This is a genomic window from Pseudomonas fluorescens Q2-87 (assembly GCF_000281895.1).
GTDB classification, from domain to species: domain Bacteria; phylum Pseudomonadota; class Gammaproteobacteria; order Pseudomonadales; family Pseudomonadaceae; genus Aquipseudomonas; species Aquipseudomonas fluorescens_S.
In genome coordinates, this window is sequence record NZ_CM001558.1 from 845,699 (window position 1) to 870,233 (window position 24,535).

17 protein-coding genes are annotated in these 24,535 nt (G+C 59.4%); 6 read left to right on the forward strand and 11 right to left on the reverse strand.

What is annotated here, in order from left to right:
* The first annotated feature begins 21 nt into the window (after positions 1-21).
* Genes PFLQ2_RS23800 through PFLQ2_RS23785 form a run of 4 tightly spaced genes read left to right on the forward strand, consistent with a single transcriptional unit; the run spans position 22 to position 6,433 of the window.
* Positions 22-1,788 carry a non-ribosomal peptide synthetase gene (locus PFLQ2_RS23800; RefSeq protein WP_033045908.1) on the forward strand — a complete coding sequence of 589 codons (1,767 nt, stop codon included), beginning with the start codon at positions 22-24 and terminating at the stop codon, positions 1,786-1,788.
* A complete protein-coding gene (locus PFLQ2_RS23795; protein WP_003177933.1) occupies positions 1,788-3,074 on the forward strand; it encodes a condensation domain-containing protein in 1,287 nt (428 codons plus the stop codon). Before PFLQ2_RS23800 ends, PFLQ2_RS23795 begins: the two co-directional genes overlap by 1 nt.
* An 8-nt stretch (positions 3,075-3,082) precedes the next feature.
* Positions 3,083-4,132, forward strand: coding sequence for a 2,3-diaminopropionate biosynthesis protein SbnB (gene sbnB / locus PFLQ2_RS23790; protein WP_003177934.1), 1,050 nt, complete (start codon positions 3,083-3,085; stop codon positions 4,130-4,132).
* Positions 4,133-4,192: 60 nt separating this feature from the next.
* On the forward strand, positions 4,193-6,433 hold the full coding sequence (locus PFLQ2_RS23785; RefSeq protein WP_003177935.1) for a PhpK family radical SAM P-methyltransferase: 2,241 nt from the start codon (positions 4,193-4,195) through the stop codon (positions 6,431-6,433).
* A 56-nt stretch (positions 6,434-6,489) separates the two neighbouring features.
* On the opposite strand, the gene PFLQ2_RS23780 is transcribed toward PFLQ2_RS23785, so the two are convergent.
* From PFLQ2_RS23780 to PFLQ2_RS23730, 11 genes are all read right to left on the reverse strand, one after another.
* Positions 6,490-6,930, reverse strand: a complete 441-nt coding sequence (locus tag PFLQ2_RS23780) for a DUF2087 domain-containing protein (protein ID WP_003177936.1) — start codon at positions 6,928-6,930, stop codon at positions 6,490-6,492.
* A gap of 213 nt (positions 6,931-7,143) precedes the next feature.
* On the reverse strand, positions 7,144-8,124 hold the full coding sequence (locus tag PFLQ2_RS23775) for a peptide ABC transporter ATP-binding protein (RefSeq protein ID WP_003177937.1): 981 nt from the start codon (positions 8,122-8,124) through the stop codon (positions 7,144-7,146).
* Entirely contained in the window at positions 8,124-9,092 is a 969-nt protein-coding gene (locus PFLQ2_RS23770; RefSeq protein WP_003177938.1) for an ABC transporter ATP-binding protein, read from the reverse strand. The genes PFLQ2_RS23775 and PFLQ2_RS23770 overlap by 1 nt, the downstream gene beginning before the upstream one ends.
* 10 nt (positions 9,093-9,102) lie before the next feature.
* Positions 9,103-10,014 carry an ABC transporter permease subunit gene (locus tag PFLQ2_RS23765; RefSeq protein ID WP_003177939.1) on the reverse strand — a complete coding sequence of 304 codons (912 nt, stop codon included), beginning with the start codon at positions 10,012-10,014 and terminating at the stop codon, positions 9,103-9,105.
* 10 nt (positions 10,015-10,024) lie between these two features.
* Positions 10,025-11,035: an ABC transporter permease subunit gene (locus PFLQ2_RS23760; protein WP_003177940.1), complete on the reverse strand. Its 1,011-nt coding sequence runs from the start codon at positions 11,033-11,035 to the stop codon at positions 10,025-10,027.
* Positions 11,036-11,111: 76 nt separating this feature from the next.
* Complete coding sequence (locus PFLQ2_RS23755) at positions 11,112-12,707, reverse strand: ABC transporter substrate-binding protein (protein WP_003177942.1); 1,596 nt, start codon at positions 12,705-12,707, stop codon at positions 11,112-11,114.
* Between the two features lie 75 nt (positions 12,708-12,782).
* Positions 12,783-14,198, reverse strand: coding sequence for an OprD family porin (locus PFLQ2_RS23750; protein WP_003177944.1), 1,416 nt, complete (start codon positions 14,196-14,198; stop codon positions 12,783-12,785).
* Positions 14,199-14,368: 170 nt separating this feature from the next.
* The gene (locus tag PFLQ2_RS23745; protein ID WP_003177947.1) at positions 14,369-15,970 is read right to left on the reverse strand and encodes an ABC transporter substrate-binding protein; all 1,602 of its coding nucleotides are present in this window, start codon (positions 15,968-15,970) and stop codon (positions 14,369-14,371) included.
* Between the two features lie 380 nt (positions 15,971-16,350).
* Positions 16,351-17,976: an ABC transporter substrate-binding protein gene (locus PFLQ2_RS23740; RefSeq protein WP_003177949.1), complete on the reverse strand. Its 1,626-nt coding sequence runs from the start codon at positions 17,974-17,976 to the stop codon at positions 16,351-16,353.
* A gap of 255 nt (positions 17,977-18,231) precedes the next feature.
* Positions 18,232-19,833, reverse strand: coding sequence for an ABC transporter substrate-binding protein (locus tag PFLQ2_RS23735; RefSeq protein ID WP_003177951.1), 1,602 nt, complete (start codon positions 19,831-19,833; stop codon positions 18,232-18,234).
* Positions 19,834-21,744: 1,911 nt separating this feature from the next.
* On the reverse strand, positions 21,745-22,464 hold the full coding sequence (locus PFLQ2_RS23730; protein ID WP_003177953.1) for an SIMPL domain-containing protein: 720 nt from the start codon (positions 22,462-22,464) through the stop codon (positions 21,745-21,747).
* A 226-nt stretch (positions 22,465-22,690) separates the two neighbouring features.
* On the opposite strand from PFLQ2_RS23730, the gene PFLQ2_RS23725 reads away from it, so the two are divergent.
* Together PFLQ2_RS23725 and PFLQ2_RS23720 are read left to right on the forward strand one after the other, a co-directional pair.
* Positions 22,691-23,950: an ATP-binding protein gene (locus tag PFLQ2_RS23725; RefSeq protein WP_003177955.1), complete on the forward strand. Its 1,260-nt coding sequence runs from the start codon at positions 22,691-22,693 to the stop codon at positions 23,948-23,950.
* Positions 23,947-24,507 (forward strand): response regulator transcription factor, encoded by a 561-nt coding sequence (locus PFLQ2_RS23720; protein ID WP_003177957.1) that lies wholly within the window; start codon positions 23,947-23,949, stop codon positions 24,505-24,507. Before PFLQ2_RS23725 ends, PFLQ2_RS23720 begins: the two co-directional genes overlap by 4 nt.
* The last annotated feature ends 28 nt before the right edge of the window (positions 24,508-24,535 follow it).

Below are 24,535 nucleotides of genomic sequence, written 5' to 3' on the forward strand. Positions count from 1 at the left end.
TCAGAGCAGAAGGAACCTAGCTTGTCACAACTTCAATTCCCCCCGAGCGACGTTGCGCAAACACAGATATTTCTCGATCAGTGGGCCCGCGTTAGTCACGATTTCAAAGGAGAACCCGCCATAGAAGATGGCGGTGTTCTGTATACCTATGGCGAAGTGGACACCGACAGTCAGCGAATCGCGACCTACCTGGCACGCAACGCGATTGGTGCAGGCGCGATAGTGGTCATTGGTTGTCCGCGCGGCAAGGATCTGCTGGTGGCCTTGCTAGGTGTCATGAAGAGTGGCGCAGCCTTAATCCTCATGGACCTGGACGCCGCCCCAGCCCGCTTGTCCGTACAGCTGGACGCTGCCAATGCGAAGCTGGTTCTGGTCCCTGATGGGTACATCGTTGGCAACAATCCTGCCCTGGTCGCTGAAAAGGTCGTGACCCTCGGCCAGGCTCGGGATACGGCGCAGTCCCTGCACTTCGAACAACCGCGGATAGCACCACAAGACCTGGCGTACATCATTTTCACTTCGGGCTCTACAGGGCAACCGAAAGGGGTGATGGTTTCGCACCGGGGCATCCCTAACCTTGCCCATCATGCGGTGACGTATGGCATTACGCAGGGCAGTCGGGTGCTGATGTTTTCCCCGGTCTGTTTCGACGCGATCATTGCCGAAATCACCATGACCCTGTTTGCAGGTGGCTGTCTGGTTGCCGTGGCTGACCACGAGCTGCGAGATTTCGATAATCTGCAAAACCTGCTGTGCAATCGTCGCATCGATGTCGCCACGTTGCCTCCGTCACTGGTGTCGTTGCTGCCGTCCGAGTTACCGATCAGCCTGAGTACATTGATCGTGGCCGGCGAGAGGTGCAACAAGGAAGTCATTGTCAACTGGGCGAGCAAGACCCGTTTGATCAATGCCTATGGGCCTTCTGAGGCGACGGTCGCTACAACGGTGAAGTTGTGCTCTCTCGACACCTCTCCAGCGGATATTGGCCAAGCGATCTCCAACGTCACGGTGCGCCTCCTTGACGAAGCGCTGGAGGACGTTCCGGATGGCGAACTCGGCGAGATCTACATCAGCGGAGTGAGTGTTGCCTTGGGCTATCTGGGCAATCCGGACCTGAGCAATGCACGGTTTATCCGTGGCTTGGCCGGCGACGACAGCTTGAGCTTTCGAACCGGGGATTTCGCCAGGCGCGATGTGAACGCAGGCATCCTGTTCGAGGGACGCAAGGACGATCTGGTCAAGATCAACGGAAACCGTGTCGAGCTGGCCGAGATCGAGGCCTGTGCCATGGCTTCGCGGCTGATTAGAAGCTGCCACGCTTGTTGCGTCGATGCCGGCACTTCGGGCGTGAGGATCTCGCTTTTTGTGACGCCGTCTGACAAAGCTGACGATGGGCGGCTGGAGCCTGAGCTGAGGGCCCGGATCAGCGCCGAGTTGCCCGCTTATTTCATGCCTGCGCGGATCGTCGTTCTGGATGAACTGCCGCGCAATCCGGCGGGTAAAGTCGATCGGGCAGCGTTGATCGCGCAGTTGAGCGACCTGGTGGAGGAGAGCGGGGCCCCGGAGGCAATGACCCCTCAGGAAGAAACCCTGGCGCTGATCTGGGCACAGATCCTAGGGCGTCCGATTGAAAACCGTGAGGCGAATTTCTTTGCGTTGGGTGGTAACTCCCTCTTGGCGATGCGTCTCGTCGCGCTGATGAAACGCAGTGGTATTCAAATCAATCTCAAGCGCGTGTTTGGCGCTCCGACACTGGCAAAAATGGCCTGTCTGATGGAGGGTAAATAATGGCGGGCAAAGGACTGAACCCATACCAACGCTATTATTGGAGCGCGTCCAGCGCCTACGACCTCGCGGAAACGGCCTGCGTGAGCATTGGTTTTGTACTGGACGGGCCATTGAACATCGCGCAGTTCAGCCGAGCGGTGGACGCGGTGGTCAATCGTCACGAACAACTGCGGTCCCACTTCTACGAAACGGAAGAAGGCCCTCGACGATTTCCCGCAACCGAGGTAACTGACGTACTGAGCGTCGATGGTGAACCGTTCGAGTTGTCCAGACTGGAAGACTGTATCGAGAACTTGTGCCGACGGTCGCTCGATCTGAAGGTGGATATACCGTTCAGGGCCTATCTGAAAAAGCTCGGGCAGGATCGTTACCTGTTTGCACTGATCATTCACCACATCGTTGTCGATTCATGGTCGCTGGAGGTCATCCTCGACGATCTGGCGACCGCCTACAACGGGTTGATATCCGCCGCGCCGGAACCGTTGCTGGAGCCGCTCACTTTCGATCATGAAACGCTGGCAGCGCCGTTGGAGCAGGATGAGCATCAGCGTCAGGCGCTGTTCTGGCGACACTATCTCAAGGACGCGAAGATCCCGCTGATTCCGGGTTTGCTCATCGGCGAGAGCGCGCAAGCCAAGTCGACCTTCGATGTAATGACCCCCGGTGTGGAGATTCATGGGGCCATCAACCGACTTTGTAATACGTTGGATGTAACGCCTTTTGTGGTTTACACCGCGGCGGCGTCTATTGCTCTCGCACATTTTTGCGCGACGGACGATTTTTTGATCCAGACCAATGTGACGCCGCGTTGGACGGAAGGCACGCAGACTGTCGTCGCCTACCTGTCAGCGCGCATTCCATTGCGAATACGCGTTGACTCGAAATTGTCGTTGCAGGCTCACATCCTCAAAGTCGCCGACTCACTCTACGAAACCTTCGACAGCGTCGGTCTTTCTATCGGTGAAATCATGGCCGAATCCGAAATCAGACAGAGCCTGCCTGTTCACATCGGTGCAGAAAGCCCGTTTGAAAGCTGGGATCTTGAAGGTGTCGCTGTCTCCCAGGTCCAGCTACCCGACTATCAGCCGTGGCCGCTATTTTTGTGGGTACCTGTCACGACTGATCATTGCTTTATCAAGCTGCAGTACCAGGCTGACAGAATCTCGCCTGAAAACATGCTGAAACTAAAACATCTGCTGAACGAAACGTTAGATCAATTCAGTCTCCTGGAGGCCGAAGGAAGCGCTCGTGACACAGCGGTTTTACAACACGATGCCATTCAATGAGACCTTCCATGAAAGACTCCCGACACCTGTCGTCCCACGCGTTGACCGTCGTTTCTGGCGCGCAGATCGCCAGTCTGATGCCTTCGTTGCGCGAGGACATTCTGCGTCTGGTCGAAGAAACCTACTTGCAGCACGATGCCGGCCTGACCAACAACCCCGACAGTTATTTCCTGAGATTCGAAGAACGTCAATCGGATCGGATCATTGCTTTGCCAGCTGCCATTGCCAACGACACGCCCATTTCGGGCATCAAGTGGATTGCCAGTTATCCGAAGAACATCGAGCAAAATCTACAGCGTGCCTCGGCCGTCCTGTTGCTCAACGATTACGAAACGGGTTACCCGGTGGCATGCCTTGAAGCCTCGCAAATCAGCGCGGCCAGGACCGCGGCGTCTGCAGTGCTCGCTGCAAGGGCGCTGGTGGCGGATCCGAAGGAGGCGGTGAATGTTACATTCGTCGGCGCCGGGGTGATTTCCCGCGCAATCTTTGATTTTTTCATGGCTGATGGCTGGAGGTTCGGTCAGGTAAATGTCTGTGATCTGGACGCGGGGTCGGCCGCTGAGCTTCGTCATCACATAGAGGCCGGGACAGGCCAGGAAGCGCGTTTCGTCGAGAGCTGGAAGTCAGCTATCAGTGCTGCCGATATCATTGTTTTCGCCACCAACGCAGGCACGCCTTATGTATCGGGAGACGATGTCTTTGCGCCCGGACAGATCATTCTGAATGTCTCGCTGCGCGATATCAGCCCGGACATCATCTGGCATGCGTTCAACGTATTCGACGATGTGGAACATTGCATGAAAGCCAATACTTCTCCCCATCTGGCGGAGCAGAAGTACGGTGATCGCTCATTTGTGCACGGCACGCTCGCGCAAGTCCTAAAGACCCCGAGCTTGATCAACCGTTCGCGTCCGCTGATTTTCTCGCCATTTGGGTTGGGTGTCCTGGATCTTGTGGTGGGCCAACTGTTCGTCGACAAATGTATGGAGGCTGGGGCCTATACCAACATCGCGGACTTCATTCCGGACACGCGACGTTGGGACACGTCCCACGGCTGAAGCCATCAAGCAGTAGAAACGCGAGTATGTACTCGTTCCATTCCAGGGAGGAATGACCCGATGCCCATTAAAAAATGCATGATCATTGGCTTCAATGATTTCTCGTTTGACGACTACTGTCAGATGCTCGATCAACTTGCACCTGAAGCGGCAGCGAAACGGGATCTGCGCTTGGCGTTTGTCAATTATGAGGGCTCGCGGTTTCATGCATTGGGCGTGCTGAACAAGACGCGTGAATTGCAGGGGCTAGCTGACCTGGACCTGAACAATGCCGACTTTCTATGGCCGGTTGTGATGGTGTTGGGGACCTATCTCGACAAGCACCGCATTGCTTTTGACTACGTCAACCTTTTTCAGAAAGAGAAGGACGTTCTGGCGCAAAAACTGACATCCGGGACGATCAACGCGGTGGTCATCACCACGACCCTCTATGTGATGCCCCATCCGGTGCAGGAGATTGTGGACTTCGTGCGCTCCTTTGCCCCTGAGGTGCAGATCATCATCGGCGGGCCCTATATCAGCGGTCTGTTCAAGGCTCATGATCGCGAGCTGCTCGGCGACTACTTGAGTGTTCTTGGCGGTGATATCTATATCAACAGCAATGAAGGGGAGGACACACTTCGCCAGGTACTGGAGGCGCTCAACCAGAACCGTTCAGTCATCGGCTTGAGCCGCACGGCGGTACGGGACGGTGATACGTGGGTGTTCGGTACGGATGAGCCAGAATACAACGAGCTGAAGGAAAATTTCGTCAATTACAAGTTGTTCGAACCGCGCGGCATCGGACGTTTTTTGTCCACGCGTACAGCCAAGTCGTGCCCATACTCCTGTGCATTCTGCGGTTTTCCCCAGCGGGCCGGTAAGTACCGCTACTTGTCCACCCGCGATGTAGAACGCGAACTGGACGCGGTGAAGGCGATCGGCACCGTGGATACGCTGACGTTCCTGGATGACACATTCAATGTGCCCAAGCAGCGCTTCCGGGAAATCATGCAGATGATGATCGACAACCAGTACAACTTTAAGTGGAACTCCTTCTATCGCTCTGATCAGGGCGACCCGGAAACCATCGAACTGATGGCGCGCGCAGGGTGCGAAGGCGTTTTTCTGGGGATCGAGTCTGCCTCCGACAAGATGCTTGCATTGATGCGCAAGACGTCACGTCGCAAGAACTATGAACAGGCCATTAGTGCATTCCGCTCGGTGGGCATTGCGACGCACGCCTCGTTCATCATTGGCTTTCCAGGGGAAACCATCGACACGGTGCAAGAGAGCCTGGACTTCATCGAAACCTTTCGGCCGGACACCTTCCGAGCGCAGGTGTGGTATTGCGACCCGCTGACACCCATCTGGAATGATCGGGAGAAGTACGGCATCACCGGGTCGGGCTTCGACTGGGCGCACGACACGATGGACAGCGAACTGGCTGCATCCATTACCGAGCGGTTTTTTCTTACCGCACAAAACTCCACGTGGTTGCCACAGTTCGGCTTTGAGCAATGGAGTCTGTTTTATCTGCATCGCCAGGGAATGGAGCAGAGTAATATCCTCGGGTATCTGGACGGCTTCAATGCGGCAGTCAAGCATCAGTTGTTGCATGGCGATGAGGTTGAGTTACCTGCCTCAATCGTCGACCGCTTCAGGTTCAGTGCCCATTTGCCGGCGCAAAGTCCTGCCGTGCCGCAGCCCAGGTTATCAACGGAATCGGCGACGCACTTCAAGGCTGCTGAAGCACGCTTGCGGGCCGTGGCCGCGTGGCTGGATCCGCAGAATATCGGGGCAATGCCGCTGCACACGGGGGAGCAGACGCAAGCAGCGCTGAGCTGGCCCGAGGGTATCGTCAATGGCAGCGATCCGGACGTCGGCTGGATCGTGGCCTTTTTGAAGCACGCTTCGAGCATTCTTCAGGGCAGTCGATTTGTTTGGCAACACGTCGTCAAGGAAGGCTCCCGACAGATTGTGATCGATGATGTCGACCGTTGCAGCGAGGCTGCGCTGTATGACCGCGTCGCGACATCACTTGCCCAGACCCCACTACTCGGCAGTCACGACAACTATCTGCTGTCGCGCAATTCACGGTTGGGTGCTTGCGGCATCGTTTTATGTCAGCCGGTCCTTCGCGTGTTCGCCGATGATGTTGTCGCTCATTCGTCTGACAGCGGGCTTTACATGCACCTGCTGCTGCCCAGTAGCGGGCAGGGACGGGTGCTGAGCAATTTTGTCCGATGGGCTCCCGAGCTTCACACTGCGGATGCGCGGAGTTCGCTTGCCGAGCAGGCCGTGTTTGTCAGAGTGCAATAAGTGCGATCAGGGGAGGAGAACGCCAAAAGCCCCCCTCCCTGATCCTTGACACACGCTTAGCGGGGGGAACCTTGCAACGCAGCTCTCTTGCGTTCTTCACGGGCGCGGGCAGCCGCTAGAAGCTGTTCGGCTATGCGCATTTCCAGACGCTCTTCACCGAGCCGGATGAACAACGGATGGCCGACAATGGTCGCGTCGAGTTCATAACCGCGTCCTTCGGGTTCTCGCATCCAGTAGTTGCCATCAATCAGCGTACGCCGCAGCTCCACCACATCGCTTCGCAGCATGGGAGCATATTGTGTTTTCCATTGATCCAGCCGCGCGGTGGCGTCACGTTCGCTATAGCGTTCGCCGGGCTTGAGCGCGCAGCTGATGTACAAAAGTATTACCGCCAGTTCCTGGCGATTCAGCCGGCCCAGGGTCAAGCCGTTCTTGTTGCTCAAGCGCGTCAGTGTCTCGACGAAGTGCTCAAAGTCTGTTGGAAGTTCCTTGTTCAATGTCCTGCTCCTTTGGATATTCATGGTTCTCGCAGTTTAGCGGTGAAGCGCGGCACGAGTGAGCCGGTATGGCGGTTGTCATGCAGTGTTGTATGGGCGTTCTTTTAAAAAAGAAAACCCCGCCAGCCCAAACTGATACTCAGTCGAGGCTGGAGGGGTTTTTCATGCCGGATACATGACCCAAGGCGAAGGTTCTCTACCTGCCTTATGCCTTTACGCCGCGCCGTCGAGGAACCGCTCGGCGTAGTGGCACGCCACCAGGCGGTTATCGAGCGGGCGCAGGGCCGGTTCTTCGGTCTTGCAGCGCTCGGTCGCGTACGGGCAGCGCTTGTGGAAGGCGCAGCCGGACGGTGGGTTGAGCGGGTTGGGCAGTTCGCCGACGATCTTGATCTTCGGCTTGTTCGGGTCCGGGTGGATGGTCGGGGTCGCCGACAGCAGCGCCTGGGTGTACGGGTGCAGCGGGCGGCTGTAGATGGACTCGTTGGGGCCCATTTCCACCGGGCGACCGAGGTACATGACCATCACGTCGTCAGCGACGTGTTGCACCACCGCCAGGTTGTGGGAAATGAACACGTAGGCGGTGTTGAACTCCTGCTGCAAATCCATGAACAGGTTCAGCACCTGGGCCTGAATCGACACGTCCAGCGCCGATGTCGGTTCGTCCGCCACCAGCACCTTGGGTTGCAGCATCATGGCCCGAGCCAGGGCGATGCGCTGGCGCTGGCCGCCGGAGAACATGTGCGGGTAGCGCTGGTAGTGCTCGGGGCGCAACCCCACCTGCTTCATCATTGCCTGGACTTTCTCGCGCCGCTCGGTGGCCGACAGGCTGGTGTTGATCAGCAACGGCTCGCCCAGTTGATCACCGATTTTCTGCCGTGGATTGAGGGACGCGTAAGGGCTCTGGAAGACCATCTGCACGTCTTTGCGCAATTGCTTGCGTTCGGCCTTGTTGGCGCCGGCGACTTCCTGGCCGGCGATTTTCAAGGAGCCGGAGGACGGCTCTTCAATCAGCGTCAGAGCTCGGGCCAGGGTGGATTTGCCACAACCGGATTCACCGACCACGGCCAGGGTCTTGCCAGCTTCGAGTTCGAACGACACACCATTGAGGGCGCGCACGGTCGCGTGACCCTTGAACATGCCACGGGACACTTCGTAATGACGGGTCAGGTCACGGGCGGTAAGTACGACGGCCATCACGCCACCTCCTGGTTCAACGGGTAGAAGCAGCGGGCGAGGCTGTTGGATTTTGGATCGAGGGCAGGACGCTCCTGGCGGCAGTTATCGCGCACGTACGGGCAACGCGGCGACAGCAGGCAGCCCTGTGGACGGTCATAGCGACCGGGCACGATGCCCGGCAATGTCGCCAGGCGCTCGGCGCCCATGCTGTGTTCCGGAATCGCCGCCAGCAACGCTTCGCTGTACGGGTGGGCCGGAATGTCGAACAGCTCGGGCACCTGGCCCACTTCGACCGCTTGACCGGCATACATCACGCACACGCGCTGGGCGGTTTCAGCCACCACGGCCAGGTCATGGGTGATCAGCACGAGGCCCATGTCCTGCTCTTTTTGCAGGGCCAACAGCAGGTCCATGATCTGCGCCTGGATGGTCACGTCCAGGGCGGTGGTCGGTTCGTCGGCGATCAGCAGCTTCGGCTCGCCGGCAATCGCCATGGCAATCGCCACACGCTGGCTCATGCCGCCGGACAGTTGATGCGGGTAAGCGTCCATGCGACTGGAAGCGCCGGGGATCTCGACTTTTTCCAGCAATTCGATGGCGCGCTTGCGGGCGGCCTTGCCGGACAACTTCAAATGCAGGCGCAGCACTTCTTCGATCTGAAAACCCACGGTGTAGCTGGGGTTGAGCGCGGTCATCGGGTCCTGGAACACCATCGCCAGGTCCTTGCCGACGATCTGCCGACGCTGGCGATTGCTCAGCTTGAGCATGTTCTTGCCGTCGAAGTTCAGCGCGTCGGCGGTGACGATGCCGGGGTGCTCGATCAGCCCCATCAGCGCCATCATGGTCACGGATTTACCCGAGCCCGATTCGCCGACAATGGCCAGGACTTCGCCTTTTTCCACGGTCAGGTCGAGGCCGTCGACCACCGGCACAGCGGTGGCGTCGCCGAAGCGGACGTTGAGATTCTTGATTTCTAGCAGTGACATGGGAATCTCCTCAGGCGGCATTCTTGAGTTTCGGGTCCAGCGCATCGCGCAGCCCGTCGCCCATCAGGTTGATTGCCAGCACGCTGAGCAAAATGGTCAGGCCAGGCAGGCTCACTACCCACCAGGCGCGTTCGATGTAGTCGCGGGCCGAGGCCAGCATGGTGCCCCACTCCGGGGTGGGCGGCTGCACGCCGAGGCCGAGGAAGCCCAGGGCTGCGGCGTCGAGGATTGCCGAGGAAAAGCTCAGGGTCGCCTGGACGATCAGCGGCGCCATGCAGTTGGGCAGCACGGTGATGAACATCAGGCGCGGCAGGCCGGCACCGGCCAGGCGCGCGGCGGTCACGTAGTCGCGGTTCAGCTCGCCCATCACGGCGGCGCGGGTCAGGCGCACGTAGGACGGCAGCGAGACGATGGCGATAGCGATCACGGTGTTGATCAGGCCAGGGCCGAGGATGGCGACAATCGCCACGGCCAGCAGCAGCGAAGGCAGGGCGAGCATGATGTCCATCAGGCGCATGATGGTCGGCCCGAGGATGCGCGGGAAGAACCCGGCGAACAGCCCCAGCAGGATGCCCGGGATCAGCGACATCACCACCGACGACAAGCCGATCAGCAGCGACAGGCGCGAGCCTTGGATCAGGCGCGACAGCAGATCGCGGCCCAGTTCGTCGGTGCCCAGCAAAAATTGCATCTGCCCGCCTTCGAGCCAGGCCGGCGGCGTCAGCAGGAAGTCGCGGTATTGCTCGCTCGGGTCATGGGGTGCGACCCACGGCGCGAAGAGCGCGCAGAACACCACCAACATCATGAACAACAGCCCGGCCACGGCGCCCTTGTTGCGGGAAAACGCCTGCCAGAATTCTTTGTACGGGGACGGGTACAGCAGGCTTTGATCGACTGCTACCGCGGTAGTTGGAGTACTCATGGTCTTGATCTCAGCGCTGATGACGGATGCGTGGGTTGGCAAAGCCGTAGAGGATGTCCACGACGAAGTTGACCAGAATCACCAGGCAGGCGATTAACAGGATGCCGTTCTGCACCACGGGATAATCCCGGGCGCCGATGGCTTCGATCAGCCACTTGCCGATGCCTGGCCAGGAGAAGATCGTTTCGGTCAGGACCGCACCGGCCAGCAAGGTGCCGACTTGCAGGCCGACCACGGTCAGCACCGGGATCAGCGCGTTGCGCAGGCCATGCACGAACACCACGCGCGACGGCGACAGGCCCTTGGCCTTGGCGGTGCGGATATAGTCCTCGCGCAGCACTTCGAGCATCGAGGAGCGGGTCATGCGGGCGATCACCGCCAGCGGAATGGTGCCCAGTACGATGGCCGGCAGGATCAGGTGATGCAGGGCATCGAGGAACGCGCCCGGTTCATCGGCCAGCAGCGTGTCGATCAGCATGAAGCCGGTTTTCGGCTCGATGTCGTAGAGCAGGTCGATCCGCCCCGATACCGGGGTCCAGCCCAGGGACACCGAGAAGAACATGATCAGGATCAGGCCCCACCAGAAGATCGGCATCGAATACCCCGCCAGGGAGATGCCCATCACCCCATGGTCGAACAGGGACCCTCGCTTGAGTGCCGCGATCACCCCGGCCAGCAGTCCCAGGATACCGGCGAACAACAGGGCGGCCATGGACAGTTCCAGGGTCGCGGGAAACAGGGAGCTGAACTCGCTCCATACACTTTCACGGGTACGCAGCGATTCGCCGAGATCACCGTGGGCCAGTTTGCCGATGTAGTCCAAGTACTGGGCATACAGCGGTTTATTGAGGCCAAGGCGTTCCATTGCCTGAGCATGCATTTCGGGATCGACCCGACGTTCGCCCATCATCACTTCCACGGGGTCGCCGGGAATCATGCGAATCAACGCGAAGGTCAGCAGGGTGATGCCGAAGAACGTAGGGATCAACAATCCCAATCGGCGGGCAATAAAACTAAACATCTTCAGGTGTACCTCATCAGCCGGTTAGGCGTGCCCGGCCACTCTTGGCGTCAAGAGCGACCGGGCGTTTTCTTATCTACTTCACCTGGGTAGTGGCGAAGTTGTTGGTGGTGAGCGGGCTAATCACGTAGCCCTCTACGTTGTTGCGCATTGCCGTGAACATGCGGGTGTGGGCCATGCTGATCCACGGTTGGTCCTGGTTGAAAATGACCTGGGCTTGCTCATAGAGCTTGGTGCGCTCCTCGGGGTTCACTGTGGCGCGAGCCTGGTCGATCAGCGCCTGGAACTTCTCGTTGCACCAGCGCGCGTAGTTTTCGCCGTTCTTGGCCGCTTCGCAACTGAGCATAGGCGTCAGGAAGTTATCCGGGTCGCCGTTATCGCCCGCCCATCCGGCAGACACCATATCGTGCTCGCCGTTTTTCGCGCGCTTGAGCATTTCGCCCCATTCCATCACGCGTATATCGACCTTGATCCCGACTTTCGCCAGGTCCGATTGCATCATTTGTGCGCCGAGCATCGGGTTGGGGTTGGTCGGGCCGCCGCCGTTGCGGGTGAACAGGGTGAACACGGTGCCTTCCGGTACGCCGGCTTCCTTGAGCAACTGGCGGGCTTTATCCAGATCGCGAGTCGGGTTCTTCAGTTCGTGATTGAAGCCCAGCAGGGTCGGTGGGTACGGGTTGACCGCCACGGTGGCGTTGCCTTTGCCGAACAGGGCGTTGACGTAGGCTTCCTTGTCGAAGGCCAGGTCGATGGCTTTGCGCACCCGCACGTCGCTCATGTATTTGTGGCTGGTGTTCAGGGCGGTGTAGGAAACGGTCATCGCATCCAGCTCGGCGACCTTCAGGTTCGGGTCTTTCTTGATGCTGGGGATGTCATCCGGTTTCGGATACAGCGCAATTTGGCACTCGTTGGTCTTGAGTTTTTGCATGCGCACGTTGTTGTCGGTGGCGATGGCCAATACCAAGGCATCGGCTGGCGGCTTGCCACGGAAGTAATCCGGGTTGGCCTTGAAGCGCACCTGGGCGTCCTTGTTGTAGCGCTGGAAGACGAACGGGCCGGTGCCGACTGGCTTGCTGTTGAGGTCGCCGGCCTTGCCTGCCTTGAGCAACTGGTCGGCGTATTCGGCCGGGTAGATTGAAGAGAAGGCCATGGCGATGTCGGCCAGGAACGGCGCTTCGCGGCGGGTCAGGGTGAACTTGACCGTGTACTCGTCGACCTTCTCGACATTCTTCAGCAGCTCCTTGAAACCCATGCTTTCAAAGTACGGGAAGCCCACGCTCGACAGTTTGTGCCACGGGTGGTTCGGGTCCAGTTGGCGCTGGAAACTCCAGACCACGTCGTCGGCGTTCATGTCGCGGGTCGGCTTGAAGTATTCAGTTGTGTGGAACTTGACGCCTTTGCGCAGGTGGAAGGTGTACGTCAGGCCATCGTCACTGATTTCCCAGGTATCTGCCAGCGAGGGAATCACTTCGGTAGTGCCGGGCTTGAAGCCCACCAGACGATTGAAGATGGTTTCGGACACCGCGTCGCCTGTGACTGCAGTCGTGTACTGGACCATGTCGAAGCCTTCCGGGCTGGCTTCTGTACAAACCACCAGGGGTTTGGCGGTGGCGCCAACGGCGACACTCAGCAGCGCAGCGGCGATGGCGGCGCGTAGGGGGATCATGTTCATCGTCAATCCTCTGCAATCGGTTAAATGGCAAAAACCGAACGGCCAACCTTGTGAGTCGACCGTTCGGTGGAAGGTTTAGAGAATGTTGAACGGGATGGTGGTGACCAGGCGGAACTCGTTGAGGCTGCCGTCGGCCTGGTTTTCGCTCGCGCGGTGTGCGGTGTAGGTCGCACGGATCGCGGTGGCTTTCAGTGGGCCGCTCTGTACCGCATAAGATGCGCCAATGCCGTATTCGTAATGGTGCTCACCGTCCATGGCCTTCACATCGCTGTAGCCGGTGCTGTTGTAGTGAGTACCGTCGATGCCCCAGCCGCGAGCTTGGTAGATGTTGAACTTCAGGCCTGGCACGCCGTATTCGGCCATGTTCAGGCCGTAGGCGATCTGGAAGGATTTCTCGTTCGGGCCGTTGAAGTCCGACAGCAGGGAGTTGGCCAGGTAGATGCCGTTGGTTTCGTGCAGGTAGTCGAAGTACTCGTTACCGTTCACTTCCTGGTACGAGAACGTCAGGCTGTGGGCCTGGTGGGTCAGGCCGAACGACAGGGAGTAGGTGTCGTTGTCGATCTCGCCCAGCTTGCTTTTGCCCGAGTCCACGGTCTTGTAGTAGTTCAGGCCGGTGGTCAGGCTCAGCACCGAGCTGTCGCCCAATTCGTGGGTGGCGCCGAAGTAGTACTGGTTCCAGAGGTCTTCAGCCTGGGTTGCCCAGAGGCTGGTCTTCAGGCTGGCCAGAGGCTGGTAGGTGATACCCGCAGTGTTGACGTGATCGGTTTCAACGCTGCTGTCGCCGTATTCGGAGCGGAACTTGCGCAGGCTTTCTTCGGTACGTGGCGAGTTGCGGTCGAACGTGGCGATGTCCAGGCCAAGGTTCTCGAACTCTTCGCTGTGCAGGCTCACACCCTGGAAGCTGGAGGGCAGGGCACGGTTGCCGATGACGTCGACCATCGGGCTGCTGTAGTTCTGGCGGCCGGCGGTCAGGGTGGTGTTCGAAACGCGGGCCTTGACGTTCGCCAGGCCCAGTTTGCTCCACTGGCCAACGGCGTCGCCGCCTTCGCGGGTCAGGGTGCGGTTGTTACCGGCGCCAGGACGGGTGGTCGGTGCGCCGCCGTTGTTGGATGCCAGGTCCTTGCGGTCCTGGTCCAGGGCGATGGCGTTGTAGGCGGCCAGTTCGGTGCTGAAACCGACGGTGCCTTCAGTGAAGCCCGAGTTGTACTTGATGATGGTGCCTTGCAGCCAGTTGATCCGGCGGTCGGTCTCGCGTGCTTCGCCGTTCTTGCGGTAGGTGAGTTTCGCACCACGCTTGAATTGTTCGTTGGCGTACCAGTTGCGAGTGGTGCCACTGATGGACTGGCCTTCGATAAAGCCCTTGGCTTCGCTTTGCTCACTGCTGGTCTTGAGGGTCACGGGGGTGACCGCCTGGCTCTGGGATTCTGCGTACGCCGTCGCGGTGACGCTGCTGATGGCCAGGGCCAATAACGCGGTGCTGCTCAGTTTCATGGGTAACGCTCCTTTTCTTTCTTTTAGTGCCGGTCTTTTTTGGTGATACGGCTATTGGTTTTTACAACTCATTTACAGATCGCAAACGTTTGCATAAAGCCTGATCGGCGAATTACGGCAAGACGTCTGCGTCAGGGCTCCAAGGGAGCCCTCGCTGCGCGGCTAAGCGGTTATGGGTTCAGGCTGACGCCCGAGAATACGTTGCGACCGAAGGGGCTGACTTTGAACCCCTCGACTTTGGCACTCAGCGGCTGGTTGACCGTCGAGTGGGCAACAGGGGTAATCGGCACTTGCTGCTTGAGCAACTGCTGCGCCTGTTTGTAGAGCACGGTGCGCTGGTCGCGGTCGGTGACGACCTTGGCCTGCTTGATCAGCTTGTCGTAATCCTGGTCGCACCACATGGAGTAGTTGTTGCCACCAATGGCGTCGCAGCTGTACAGCGTGCCCAGCCAGTTGTCCGGGTCACCGTTGTCGCCGGTCCAGCCGATCAGGCTGACGTCGTGCTCGCCATTCTTGGTGCGCTTGATGTACTCGCCCCATTCGTAGCTGACGATCTGCACCTTCAGGCCGATCTTCGCCCAGTCGGCCTGGAGCATCTCGGCCATCAGCTTGGCGTTGGGGTTGTAGGGGCGTTGCACGGGCATGGCCCAGAGGGTGATTTCGGTGCCTTCCTTGACTCCGGCGGCCTTGAGCAACTCCTTGGCCTTTTCCGGGTTGTAGGCGGTGTCCTTGATCGTGTCGTCGTAGGACCATTGGGTCGGCGGCATGGCGTTGACCGCCAGTTGCCCGGCGCCCTGGTACACGGCGTTGAGGATGCCTTGCTTGTTCACCGCCATGTCCAGCGCCCGGCGCACTTCGACCTGGTCGAACGGTTTGTGACGGGTGTTATAGGCGATGTAGCCGAGGTTGAATCCAGGCTTCTCGATCAGTTGCAGCTTGGGGTCGTTCTTCAAGGCCGGCACGTCGGCCGGACGCGGATGCAGGGTGACCTGGCATTCGTTGGCCTTGAGCTTCTGTACCCGTACCGAGGCGTCGGTGTTGATGGAGAAGATCAGGTTCTTCAACTTGACCCGTTCCGGCGCCCAGTACTGCTGGTTGGCGACGTAGCGGATGTTGGAGTCTTTCTGGTAGCTCTTGAATTCGAACGGCCCGGTGCCGATCGGCTTCTGATTGATGTCGCTCGGCTTGCCGCTCTTGAGCAATTGGTCGGCGTATTCGGCGGACAGGATCGCGGCAAAACTCATGGCGATGTTCTGGATGAACGCCGCGTCCACGCTGTTGAGGGTCATGACCACGGTCAACGGCCCGGTCGCTTCCACTTTGGCGATGTTCTTGTTCAGGCTCATGCCGTTGAAGTACGGGAACTCGGTGGGGTATGCCTTGCGGAACGGATGTTGCGGATCGAGCATGCGATTGAAGGTGAACAGCACGTCGTCGGCGTTGAAGTCCCGGGTCGGGGTGAAGTAGTCGGTGGTATGAAACTTCACGCCTTCGCGCAGGTGAAAGGTGTACTTCAGGCCGTCTTCGGAAATGTCCCAACTCGTCGCCAGGCCCGGGACGACATTGGTTGCGCCTTTTTCGAACTCGGCCAGGCGGTTGTACAGCGGTTCAGCGGCATCGTTATCGGTGGCCGTGGTGTATTGGGCCGTGTCGAAACCGGCCGGGCTGCCTTCGGAGCAGAACACCAGGCTGCCATCGGCGGCGTGGGCTGCGGATGTAGCGGCCAGCAGGCCGGTGCCCAGCAATGCGGATAAAACCAAGGTATGGCGCATGACGCTCCCTCTCTCGTTCGGGGTGTTTTAACAGTGAACCGGTGTCCTTCCGGGGACCCGGAGCACTGAGCTCATTCCATTGCGTCGCGATGCCGCAGGATCAGCAAGCCGTCCAGGCCTCGACGGTAGGAGTCGTGGGCCAGGCGGTAAATGCGTAATGCCTGAAAGACTTGTGGGAAAAGGCGATACGTCCTAAACCAACTGCCGTGGTACGCAGTGCTTTTGGATGTAGGCGATTTCCTAAGTCTTGGCGTAAAGCAACGGTATGCCGTGGGAGCGAGCCCTGCTCGCGATGGCGTTGTGGGTAACTCCGCCATCGCGCTCATAGAAGGGGCTGCTACGCAGCCCAGCGGGAGCAAGCTCCCTCGCCACGGGTCGCCTTATTTGCTGACGCTGACGCCGTAGAAGGAGTTCAAGCCAAAGGGGCTGATCTTGAAGTCCTGCACGTTGGCGCGCATGGGTTGATACACCGTCGAGTGAGCGATAGGTGTCATTGGCACGGCATCCTTGAGGACGTGTTGTGCCTGTTTGTACAGTTCGGTGCGCTTGCCTTGGTCGGTGGTGCGCTTGGCTTCCTTGACGAGGCCGTCGAACTTCTTGTCGCACCATTTGGAGAAGTTGTTGCCACTCAGGGAGTCGCAACCGAACAGCACGTTGAGCCAGTTGTCCGGGTCACCGTTGTCACCGCTCCAGCCAATGATCATGGCCTGGTTCTCGCCGCCCTTGGAACGCTTGATGTACTCGCCCCATTCGTAGCTGACGATGTTGACGTTCAGGCCGATTTTCTTCCAGTCGGACTGCAGCATCTCAGCCATCAACTTGGCGTTCGGGTTGTACGGACGCTGCACCGGCATCGCCCACAGGGTGATGTTGGTGCCTTCTTTCACGCCGGCTTCCTTGAGCAGCTCCTTGGCTTTCTCAGGGTCGTACTTGGCGTCCTTGATGGTGGTGTCATAGGACCATTGGGTCGGTGGCATGGCGTTGACCGCCAACTGGCCGGCGCCCTGGTAGACCGAATCGATGATCTGCGGCTTGTTGACCGCCATGTCCAGCGCCTGGCGCACTTTGAGGTTGGCGAGCACGTTCGGCTCGTTGCTGCCCTTGATCTTGTCCATCACGTTGTAGGCGATGTAGCCGAGGTTGAAGCCAGCCTGGTCAGGCATCTTCAGGGCCTTGTCTTCCTTCAGCGCCTTGAGGTCGGCCGGGCGAGGGAAGAGGGTGATCTGGCACTCGTTCTTCTTCAGCTTCTGCATGCGCACCGACGGATCGGTGGTGATGGCGAAGATCAGGTTGTCGATCTTCACGTCTTCAGGCTTCCAGTAGTCCTTGTTTCCGGAATAGCGGATGTTGGAGTCTTTCTGGTAGCTCTTGAACACGAACGGACCGGTGCCTACCGGTTTCTGGTTGATGTCGGCGGCCTTGCCTTCCTTGAGCAACTGGGCGGCGTACTCGGCGGACTGGATCGAGGCGAAGCTCATGGCCATGTTCTGGATGAACGCGGCGTCGACATCCTTGAGGGTGAACTTGACGGTGTGGTCGTCGACTTTATCGATCTTGGTGATGTTGGTGTCCATCCCCATGTCGGTGAAGTACGGGAATTCGGTCGGGTACGCTTTACGGAACGGGTCATCCTTGCTGATCATGCGATTGAAGGTGAACAGCACATCGTCGGCGTTGAATTCGCGGGTCGGCTTGAAATACGGGGTGGTGTGGAACTTGACGCCTTCGCGCAGATGGAAGGTGTAGGTCAGGCCGTCGTCGGAAATATCCCACTTGGTCGCCAGGCCAGGAATCACGGCGGTGCCGCCGCGCTCGAACTGGGTCAGACGGTTGAACATGGTCTCTGCAGAGGCGTCGAAGTCGGTTCCGGTGGTGTACTGACCAGGGTCAAAACCGGCTGGGCTCCCTTCGGAGCAGAACACCAGGTTAGTCGCGGCTTGGGCGAAAGGTGCGCTGGCTAATAAGCTCGCGCCGACTAAAAACGGAATGACCGCTTGTTTAAGCATGTTGGCCTCATGATTTGTTGTCATTTTTGGATTTGAGGGCGACCTCGTGAGTCGTCCTGCGGATACTTATGCAGGCCCCATACCCAATGCAAGATCCAGAGCGGTCACAAGTCCGAAACAGTGGCACGAACGTACCTTAATGTCGCATCTGTGTAACTTCTGACGCATTTGATCGTTTGCGCGTGTTTTTTCGGGGCAATTTGCGCGCTTTCACGGTGCGTCGCCGAGGCGCGGCGCACCGTGATGGAGCGGGTGTTACTTCTTCAAACCCACGCCATAGAAGGGTGTAAGGCCAAATGGGCTGAGTTTGAAATCGGTCACTTGCCTGTTTATCGGCTGGAACACCGTGGAGTTGGCGATGGGCGTGATCGGCACTTGCTGCTTGAGGATTTTCTGCGCTTTTTGGTACAGGTCGATCCGCTGCTGGCGGTCGTTCGAGACCTTGGCTTGCTGGATCAGGCGGTCATAAGCCGGGTCGCACCACTTGGCGTAATTGCTGCCCTTGACCGCCGCGCAGCTATACAACACGCCCAGCCAGTTGTCGGGGTCGCCGTTATCGCCGGTCCAGCCGTAAATCATTGCGTCATGCTCGCCATTTTTGGCGCGCTTGATGTATTCGCCCCATTCATAGCTGACGATGTTGGCCTTGATGCCAATTTTGGCCCAATCCTGCTGGATCATCTGTGCAGACATTCGCGCATTGGGATTGGACGCGCGCTGCACCGTCATCGCCCATAAATTGATGGTGGTACCGGGCGCAACCCCGGCCTCCGTGAGTAGCGCCTTGGCCTTGGTCACGTCATGGGGTGCGTCCTGGATGGACGGGTCGAATGACCACTGCGCCGGCGGCAAGGCGTTTTGTGCCAGTTGCCCGGCGCTCTGGTACACGGCCTTGATGATTGCCGGCTTGTCGATGGCCACGTCCAGCGCCTGGCGCACCTTGAGCTGATCCAGCGGCGGGTGCGTCACGTTGTAGGCGAGGAAGCCCAGGTTGAAGCCGGGCTGCTTGAGCACCTGCAGGTTCGGGTCCTGCTCGATCAATTCGATGTCGGCCGGGCGCGGATAGCCGCTGACCTGGCATTCACCGCGCTTGAGCTTTTGCAGGCGCACGGCGGCGTCCGGGGTGATGGAGAAAATCAGGTTGTCCAGCTTCACGTCCTCGGGTTTCCAGTACGCGGTGTTGCCGGCGTAGCGGATTTGCGAGTCCTTCTGGTAGCGCTTGAACACGAACGGCCCGGTGCCGATGGGTTTCTGGTTAAGGTCGCCGGCCTTGCCTTCCTTCAGCAACTGCGCCGCGTATTCGGCGGACTGCACGGAGGCAAAACTCATCGCCAGGTTCTGCACGAAGGCGGCGTCGACGTTGTTCAAGTTGAAACGCACGGTGTGCTCGTCGACTTTTTCGACGCTCTTGGTCGTGGTGTTCAGGCCCATGTCGGTGAAGTACGGCGACTCGGTGGGGTAGGCCTGGCGGAACGGGTGTTGCGGGTCGAGCAGGCGCTGGAAAGTGAACAGCACGTCGTCGGCGTTGAAGTCGCGGGTTGGGGTGAAGTAGTCGGTGGTGTGGAATTTCACGCCGTCGCGCAGGTGAAAGGTGTAGACCAGGCCGTCTGGGGACACGTCCCAGCTCGTGGCCAATCCCGGTTCGACTTCGGTGCCGCCACGTTTGAATTGGGTGAGGCGGTTGAAGACGGTTTCGGCCGAGGCGTCGAAGTCGGTGCCGCTGGTGTATTGGCTGGGGTCGAACCCGGCGGGGCTGGCTTCGGAGCAGTAGACCAAGGTGGTGGCGGCTTGGGCCGTTGGGACGCTGCTGATCAGGGCGATGGCAAGTAGAAGAGGTTTGAAGGTGATCCGGTCCATGAAATCCCTTGAGGGTGGTGAGGTTTTCAGGAGAGTAGCGTTGTGGGTGGGGGTGTTGGAAATATCGAAAAGTGAGGGGGACCGTTGGGTTTGGGCATAGGCCGCTTTACGAGGCTGTGCTTCGATCCAATTGTGCGGGCTTGTTCGCGAAAGCGGCCTGACCTCCAACCTGATTTCCGCAGCTTTACCCCGATCCAACTGTGGGAGCGGGCTTGCCCGCTAAGGCGGTCTTATTGCCGACCTATTTCTTCCGGTCGTACACCGATCCATTGTGGGAGCGAGCCTGCTCGCGATGGCGGTCTGGTAGCCTGATTATGTTCTGTGGGCGGTATGTATATCCATTGCTGCGGTAACGGCGACTTAGGGGTTCGCCCTTACGGCGACTCACTTTTTTTTCAGACGCCAAAAAAAGTAAGCAAAAAAGGCTTGCCCCACCACTTGGTGCCTCGCCTGGGCTCGGCATGCCCTCACTCCGGCATTGCTTCGTGGGCCCACTCCACAATGCCTGCGTTCGGCCAGCGTGGTTAACGGGGCCCCAAAATCAAAAGCATTGGCGAGGCGGCCTTATAGCCGGCCTGTCTCCTGTGTCGTACTCCGATCCAACTGTGGGAGCGGGCTTGCCCGCGAAGGCGGTCTTATTGCCGACCTATTTCTCCCGGTCGTACACCGATCCATTGTGGGAGCGAGCCTGCTCGCGATGGCGGTCTGGTAGCCTGCTTATGTTCTGTGGGCGGTATGTATATCCATTGCTGCGGTAACGGCGACTTAGGGTTTCGCCCTTACGGCGACTCACTTTTTTTCAGACGCCAAAAAAAGTAAGCAAAAAAGGCTTGCCCCACCACTTGGTGCCTCGCCTGGGCTCGGCATGCCTTCACTCCGGCATTGCTCCGTGGGCCCGCCGCGAAGGGTCATCCATGACCCAACGCGGCTATCCCGGCATCCATGCCGGGATGCCCACTCCACAATGCCTGCGTTCGGCCAGCGTGGTTAACGGGGCCCCAAAATCAAAAGCATTGGCGAGGCGGCCTTATAGCCGGCCTGTCTCCTGTGTCGTACTCCGATCCAACTGTGGGAGCGGGCTTGCCCGCGAAGGCGGCCTTATAGCCGACCTATTTCTTCGGGTCGTACACCGATCCATTGTGGGAGCGAGCCTGCTCGCGATGGCGGTCTGGTAGCCTGATTATGTTCTGTGGGCGGTGTGTATATCCATTGCTGCGGTAACGGCGACTTAGGGTTTCGCCCTTACGGCGACTCACTTTTTTTCAGACGCCAAAAAAAGTAAGCAAAAAAGGCTTGCCCCACCACTTGGTGCCTCGCTAGGGCTCGGCATGCCCTCACTCCGGCATTGCTCCGTGGGCCCGCTGCGAAGGGCCATCCATGGCCCAGCGCAGCTATCCCGGCATCCATGCCGGGATGCCCACTTCACAATACCTGCGTTCGGCCAGCGTGGTTAACGGGGCCCCAAAATCAAAAGCATTGGCGAGGCGGCCTTATAGCCGGCCTGTCTCCTGTGTCGTACTCCGAGCCAACTGTGGGAGCGGGCTTGCCCGCGAAGGCGGTCTTATTGCCGACCTATTTCTCCCGGTCGTACACCGATCCATTGTGGGAGTGAGCCTGCTCGCGAAGGCGGCCTGATAGCCGGCCTGGTTCTTTTGGATGTACCCGATTCACCGGTTGAAGCAATACGCCTCCGTCTCGTCGAACACCTAACCCCCGTGGCGAGGGAGCTTGCTCCCGCTGGGGCGCGAAGCGGCCCCAACAGCAGCGACTGCATTTATCTGACACACCGAGGCGCCAGGGTTTGGGTCTGCTGCGCAGCCCAGCGGGAGCAAGCTCCCTCGCCACAAGGGGCTTTGTCGCTTCAAGTCAGTGTTCAGCCAGCCAAAAAACTGGCTGATCCACTGCCCATCATCACTGCATCAAAACCTCAATCGCCCCATCCGCCGTCATGCTCACCTTGCTGGTACCCGCTTCCACGTCCGGCGTCACGGATTCAGCGTCCATGGAGCCGCCTTTCATCATCATTGTCGGTGCGCGCATGAAAGGTTGTGGATAACCATTGGTGTTGAGGTTCAGGCTGACGATCTTGTAACCCTTGCCGCCCAAAGCCTCGGTGGCCAGTTGGGCGCGGGCCTTGAAGGCGTTGACGGCGTCTTTGAGCAGGGCGTCTTCGCTGGTTTGACGGGTGGCGGTGGAGATGGCGAAGTCCATGCCGCCCATTTTCATGTCGGTGAGCAATTCGCCGGTGAGTTTGGACAGGGCGGCGAAGTCGGCGCTTTCCAGTCGCAGTTCGGCGCGTTCACGCCAGCCGGTGATTTTCTGGCCCTTGTTGTCGTAGATCGGATAGCTGTTGCGGCTGCCCTGGCGCAGGGTGATGTCCTTCACTTCCTTGGCCTGGCCGATGGCTTTGTTCAGCGTGGTGCTGACGGTGGCGGCGAGTTTGGCCGGGTCGGTGTTTTGCTCCTCAGTGTAGAGGGTGACGATCATCAGGTCGCGGGCCACTTCCTGGCTGGCATCGGCGCGCAGGGAAATCTGGTTGTAATGAAGATCATCGGCGGCCAGGGCCGGCAGGCTGGCGACGGTGCCGAGGCTGAAAGCGAGCAGGGCGGCGTGACGACTGAACATGTGCATGAAAGCTCCTTGGGATGGTGCGCAGGGGTTTTGTCCGAGCCTGCGTAAACGGTAAGACTCTAGCTTTTATGGTCCGGTTCGCACAGTTACAACTTCTATACAGATAATGAGGCACGGGGCCGTGTGTCATTTCGAGGCTGTGGCGCTTTGCCGCATATCCGCCTCTGCAACCCGCGGCTTGGTTATACTCCGTGCGATCCGCCTGGAGCGCTCATCAGGAGAGCTCATGCTCGCCCCTTTGCAAATGACTTCTGCCTCTCGCCAGAACCTTTGGCGCCTGACGTTTATCCGCATTCTGGTCCTGGGGGCCCAGGCTGGGTCCGTGGGGCTCGCCTATTGGTTCGATCTGCTGCCGCTGCCCTGGCTGCAACTGGCGATCACCCTGGCTTTTTCCTCGGTACTATGCGCGCTGACCGCCATTCGCCTGCGCACCTCATGGCCGGTAACCGAGCTCGAATATGCCGTGCAACTGGCCTGCGACCTGTTTATCCACAGCGCGCTGCTGTATTTCTCCGGCGGCTCGACCAACCCTTTCGTGTCCTATTACCTGGTGCCGCTGACCATCGCTGCAGTGACCTTGCCGTGGCGGTTCTCGCTGATCCTTTCCGGCATCGCCCTGGCGCTGTACACGCTGTTGCTGGCGCGGTTCTACCCGCTGGAAACGTTCCCCATCGCCCGGGAAAACCTGCAGATCTACGGCATGTGGCTGAGCTTCGCCCTGGCGGCGGCGGTCATCACGTTTTTTGCCGCGCGCATGGCCGAGGAGTTGCGCCGCCAGGAGGAACTGCGGGCCATCCGCCGTGAAGAGGGCCTGCGGGACGAGCAGTTGCTGGCCGTGGCAACCCAGGCCGCCGGCGCCGCCCATGAATTGGGCACGCCGCTGGCGACCATGAGTGTGTTGCTCAAGGAGATGCGCCAGGATCACCATGACCCGGCGCTGCAAGAGGACCTCAGTGTGTTGCAGGATCAGGTCCAACTCTGCAAGGAAACCCTCCAATACCTGGTGCGTGCCGCCGAGGCCAATCGCCGACTGGCCATCGACATGCAAGACGTTACCGATTGGCTCGACGAGGCCCTTAACCGCTGGCACCTGATGCGCCCGGAAGCCAGTTATCGCTTCCAGCGCCTGGGCCAGGGTCCGGTGCCGCGCATGGCGCCGCCGCCGGACTTGACCCAGGCGCTGCTGAACCTGCTCAACAACGCCGCCGACGCCTGCCCCGAAGGCCTGGAAGTGGCGCTGGACTGGAACGCCTACGAGCTGACCATTTGCATTCGCGACCACGGCGCGGGTGTGCCGCTGGCGATTGCCGAGCAGATCGGCAAGCCGTTCTATACCACTAAGGGCAAAGGCTTCGGCCTGGGCCTGTTCTTGAGCAAAGCCAGCGTGACACGCGCCGGCGGCTCGGTGAAACTCTACCCCCATGAGGAAGGCGGCACGCTCACCGAGCTGCGCCTGCCCCATGCCGACCGAGGAGACGAAACATGAGTGACGAGATCCAAGTCGACGGCGAAGAGCTGCCGCACCTGTTGCTGGTAGATGACGACGCCACATTCACTCGCGTCATGGCCCGGGCCATGTCCCGTCGTGGCTTTCGGGTGAGTACCGCAGGTTCCGCCGAAGAGGGCCTGACCATCGCACAGGCCGACCTGCCGGACTACGCTGCCCTGGACCTGAAAATGGACGGTGACTCGGGCCTGGTGCTGCTGCCCAAGTTGCTGGAACTGGACCCGGAAATGCGCGTGGTGATCCTCACCGGCTATTCGAGCATCGCCACCGCCGTCGAAGCCATCAAGCGCGGCGCCTGCAACTACTTGTGCAAACCGGCGGACGCCGATGATGTACTGGCGGCGCTGTTATCCGAGCACGCCGACCTCGACACCCTGGTGCCGGAAAACCCCATGTCGGTGGATCGCCTGCAGTGGGAGCACATCCAGCGGGTACTGACGGAGCACGAAGGCAATATCTCCGCCACAGCCCGCGCCTTGGGCATGCACCGCCGCACCTTGCAGCGCAAATTGCAGAAACGTCCCGTGCGTCGCTGAACCTGCGCTGAACAAATGTTGTCCACCC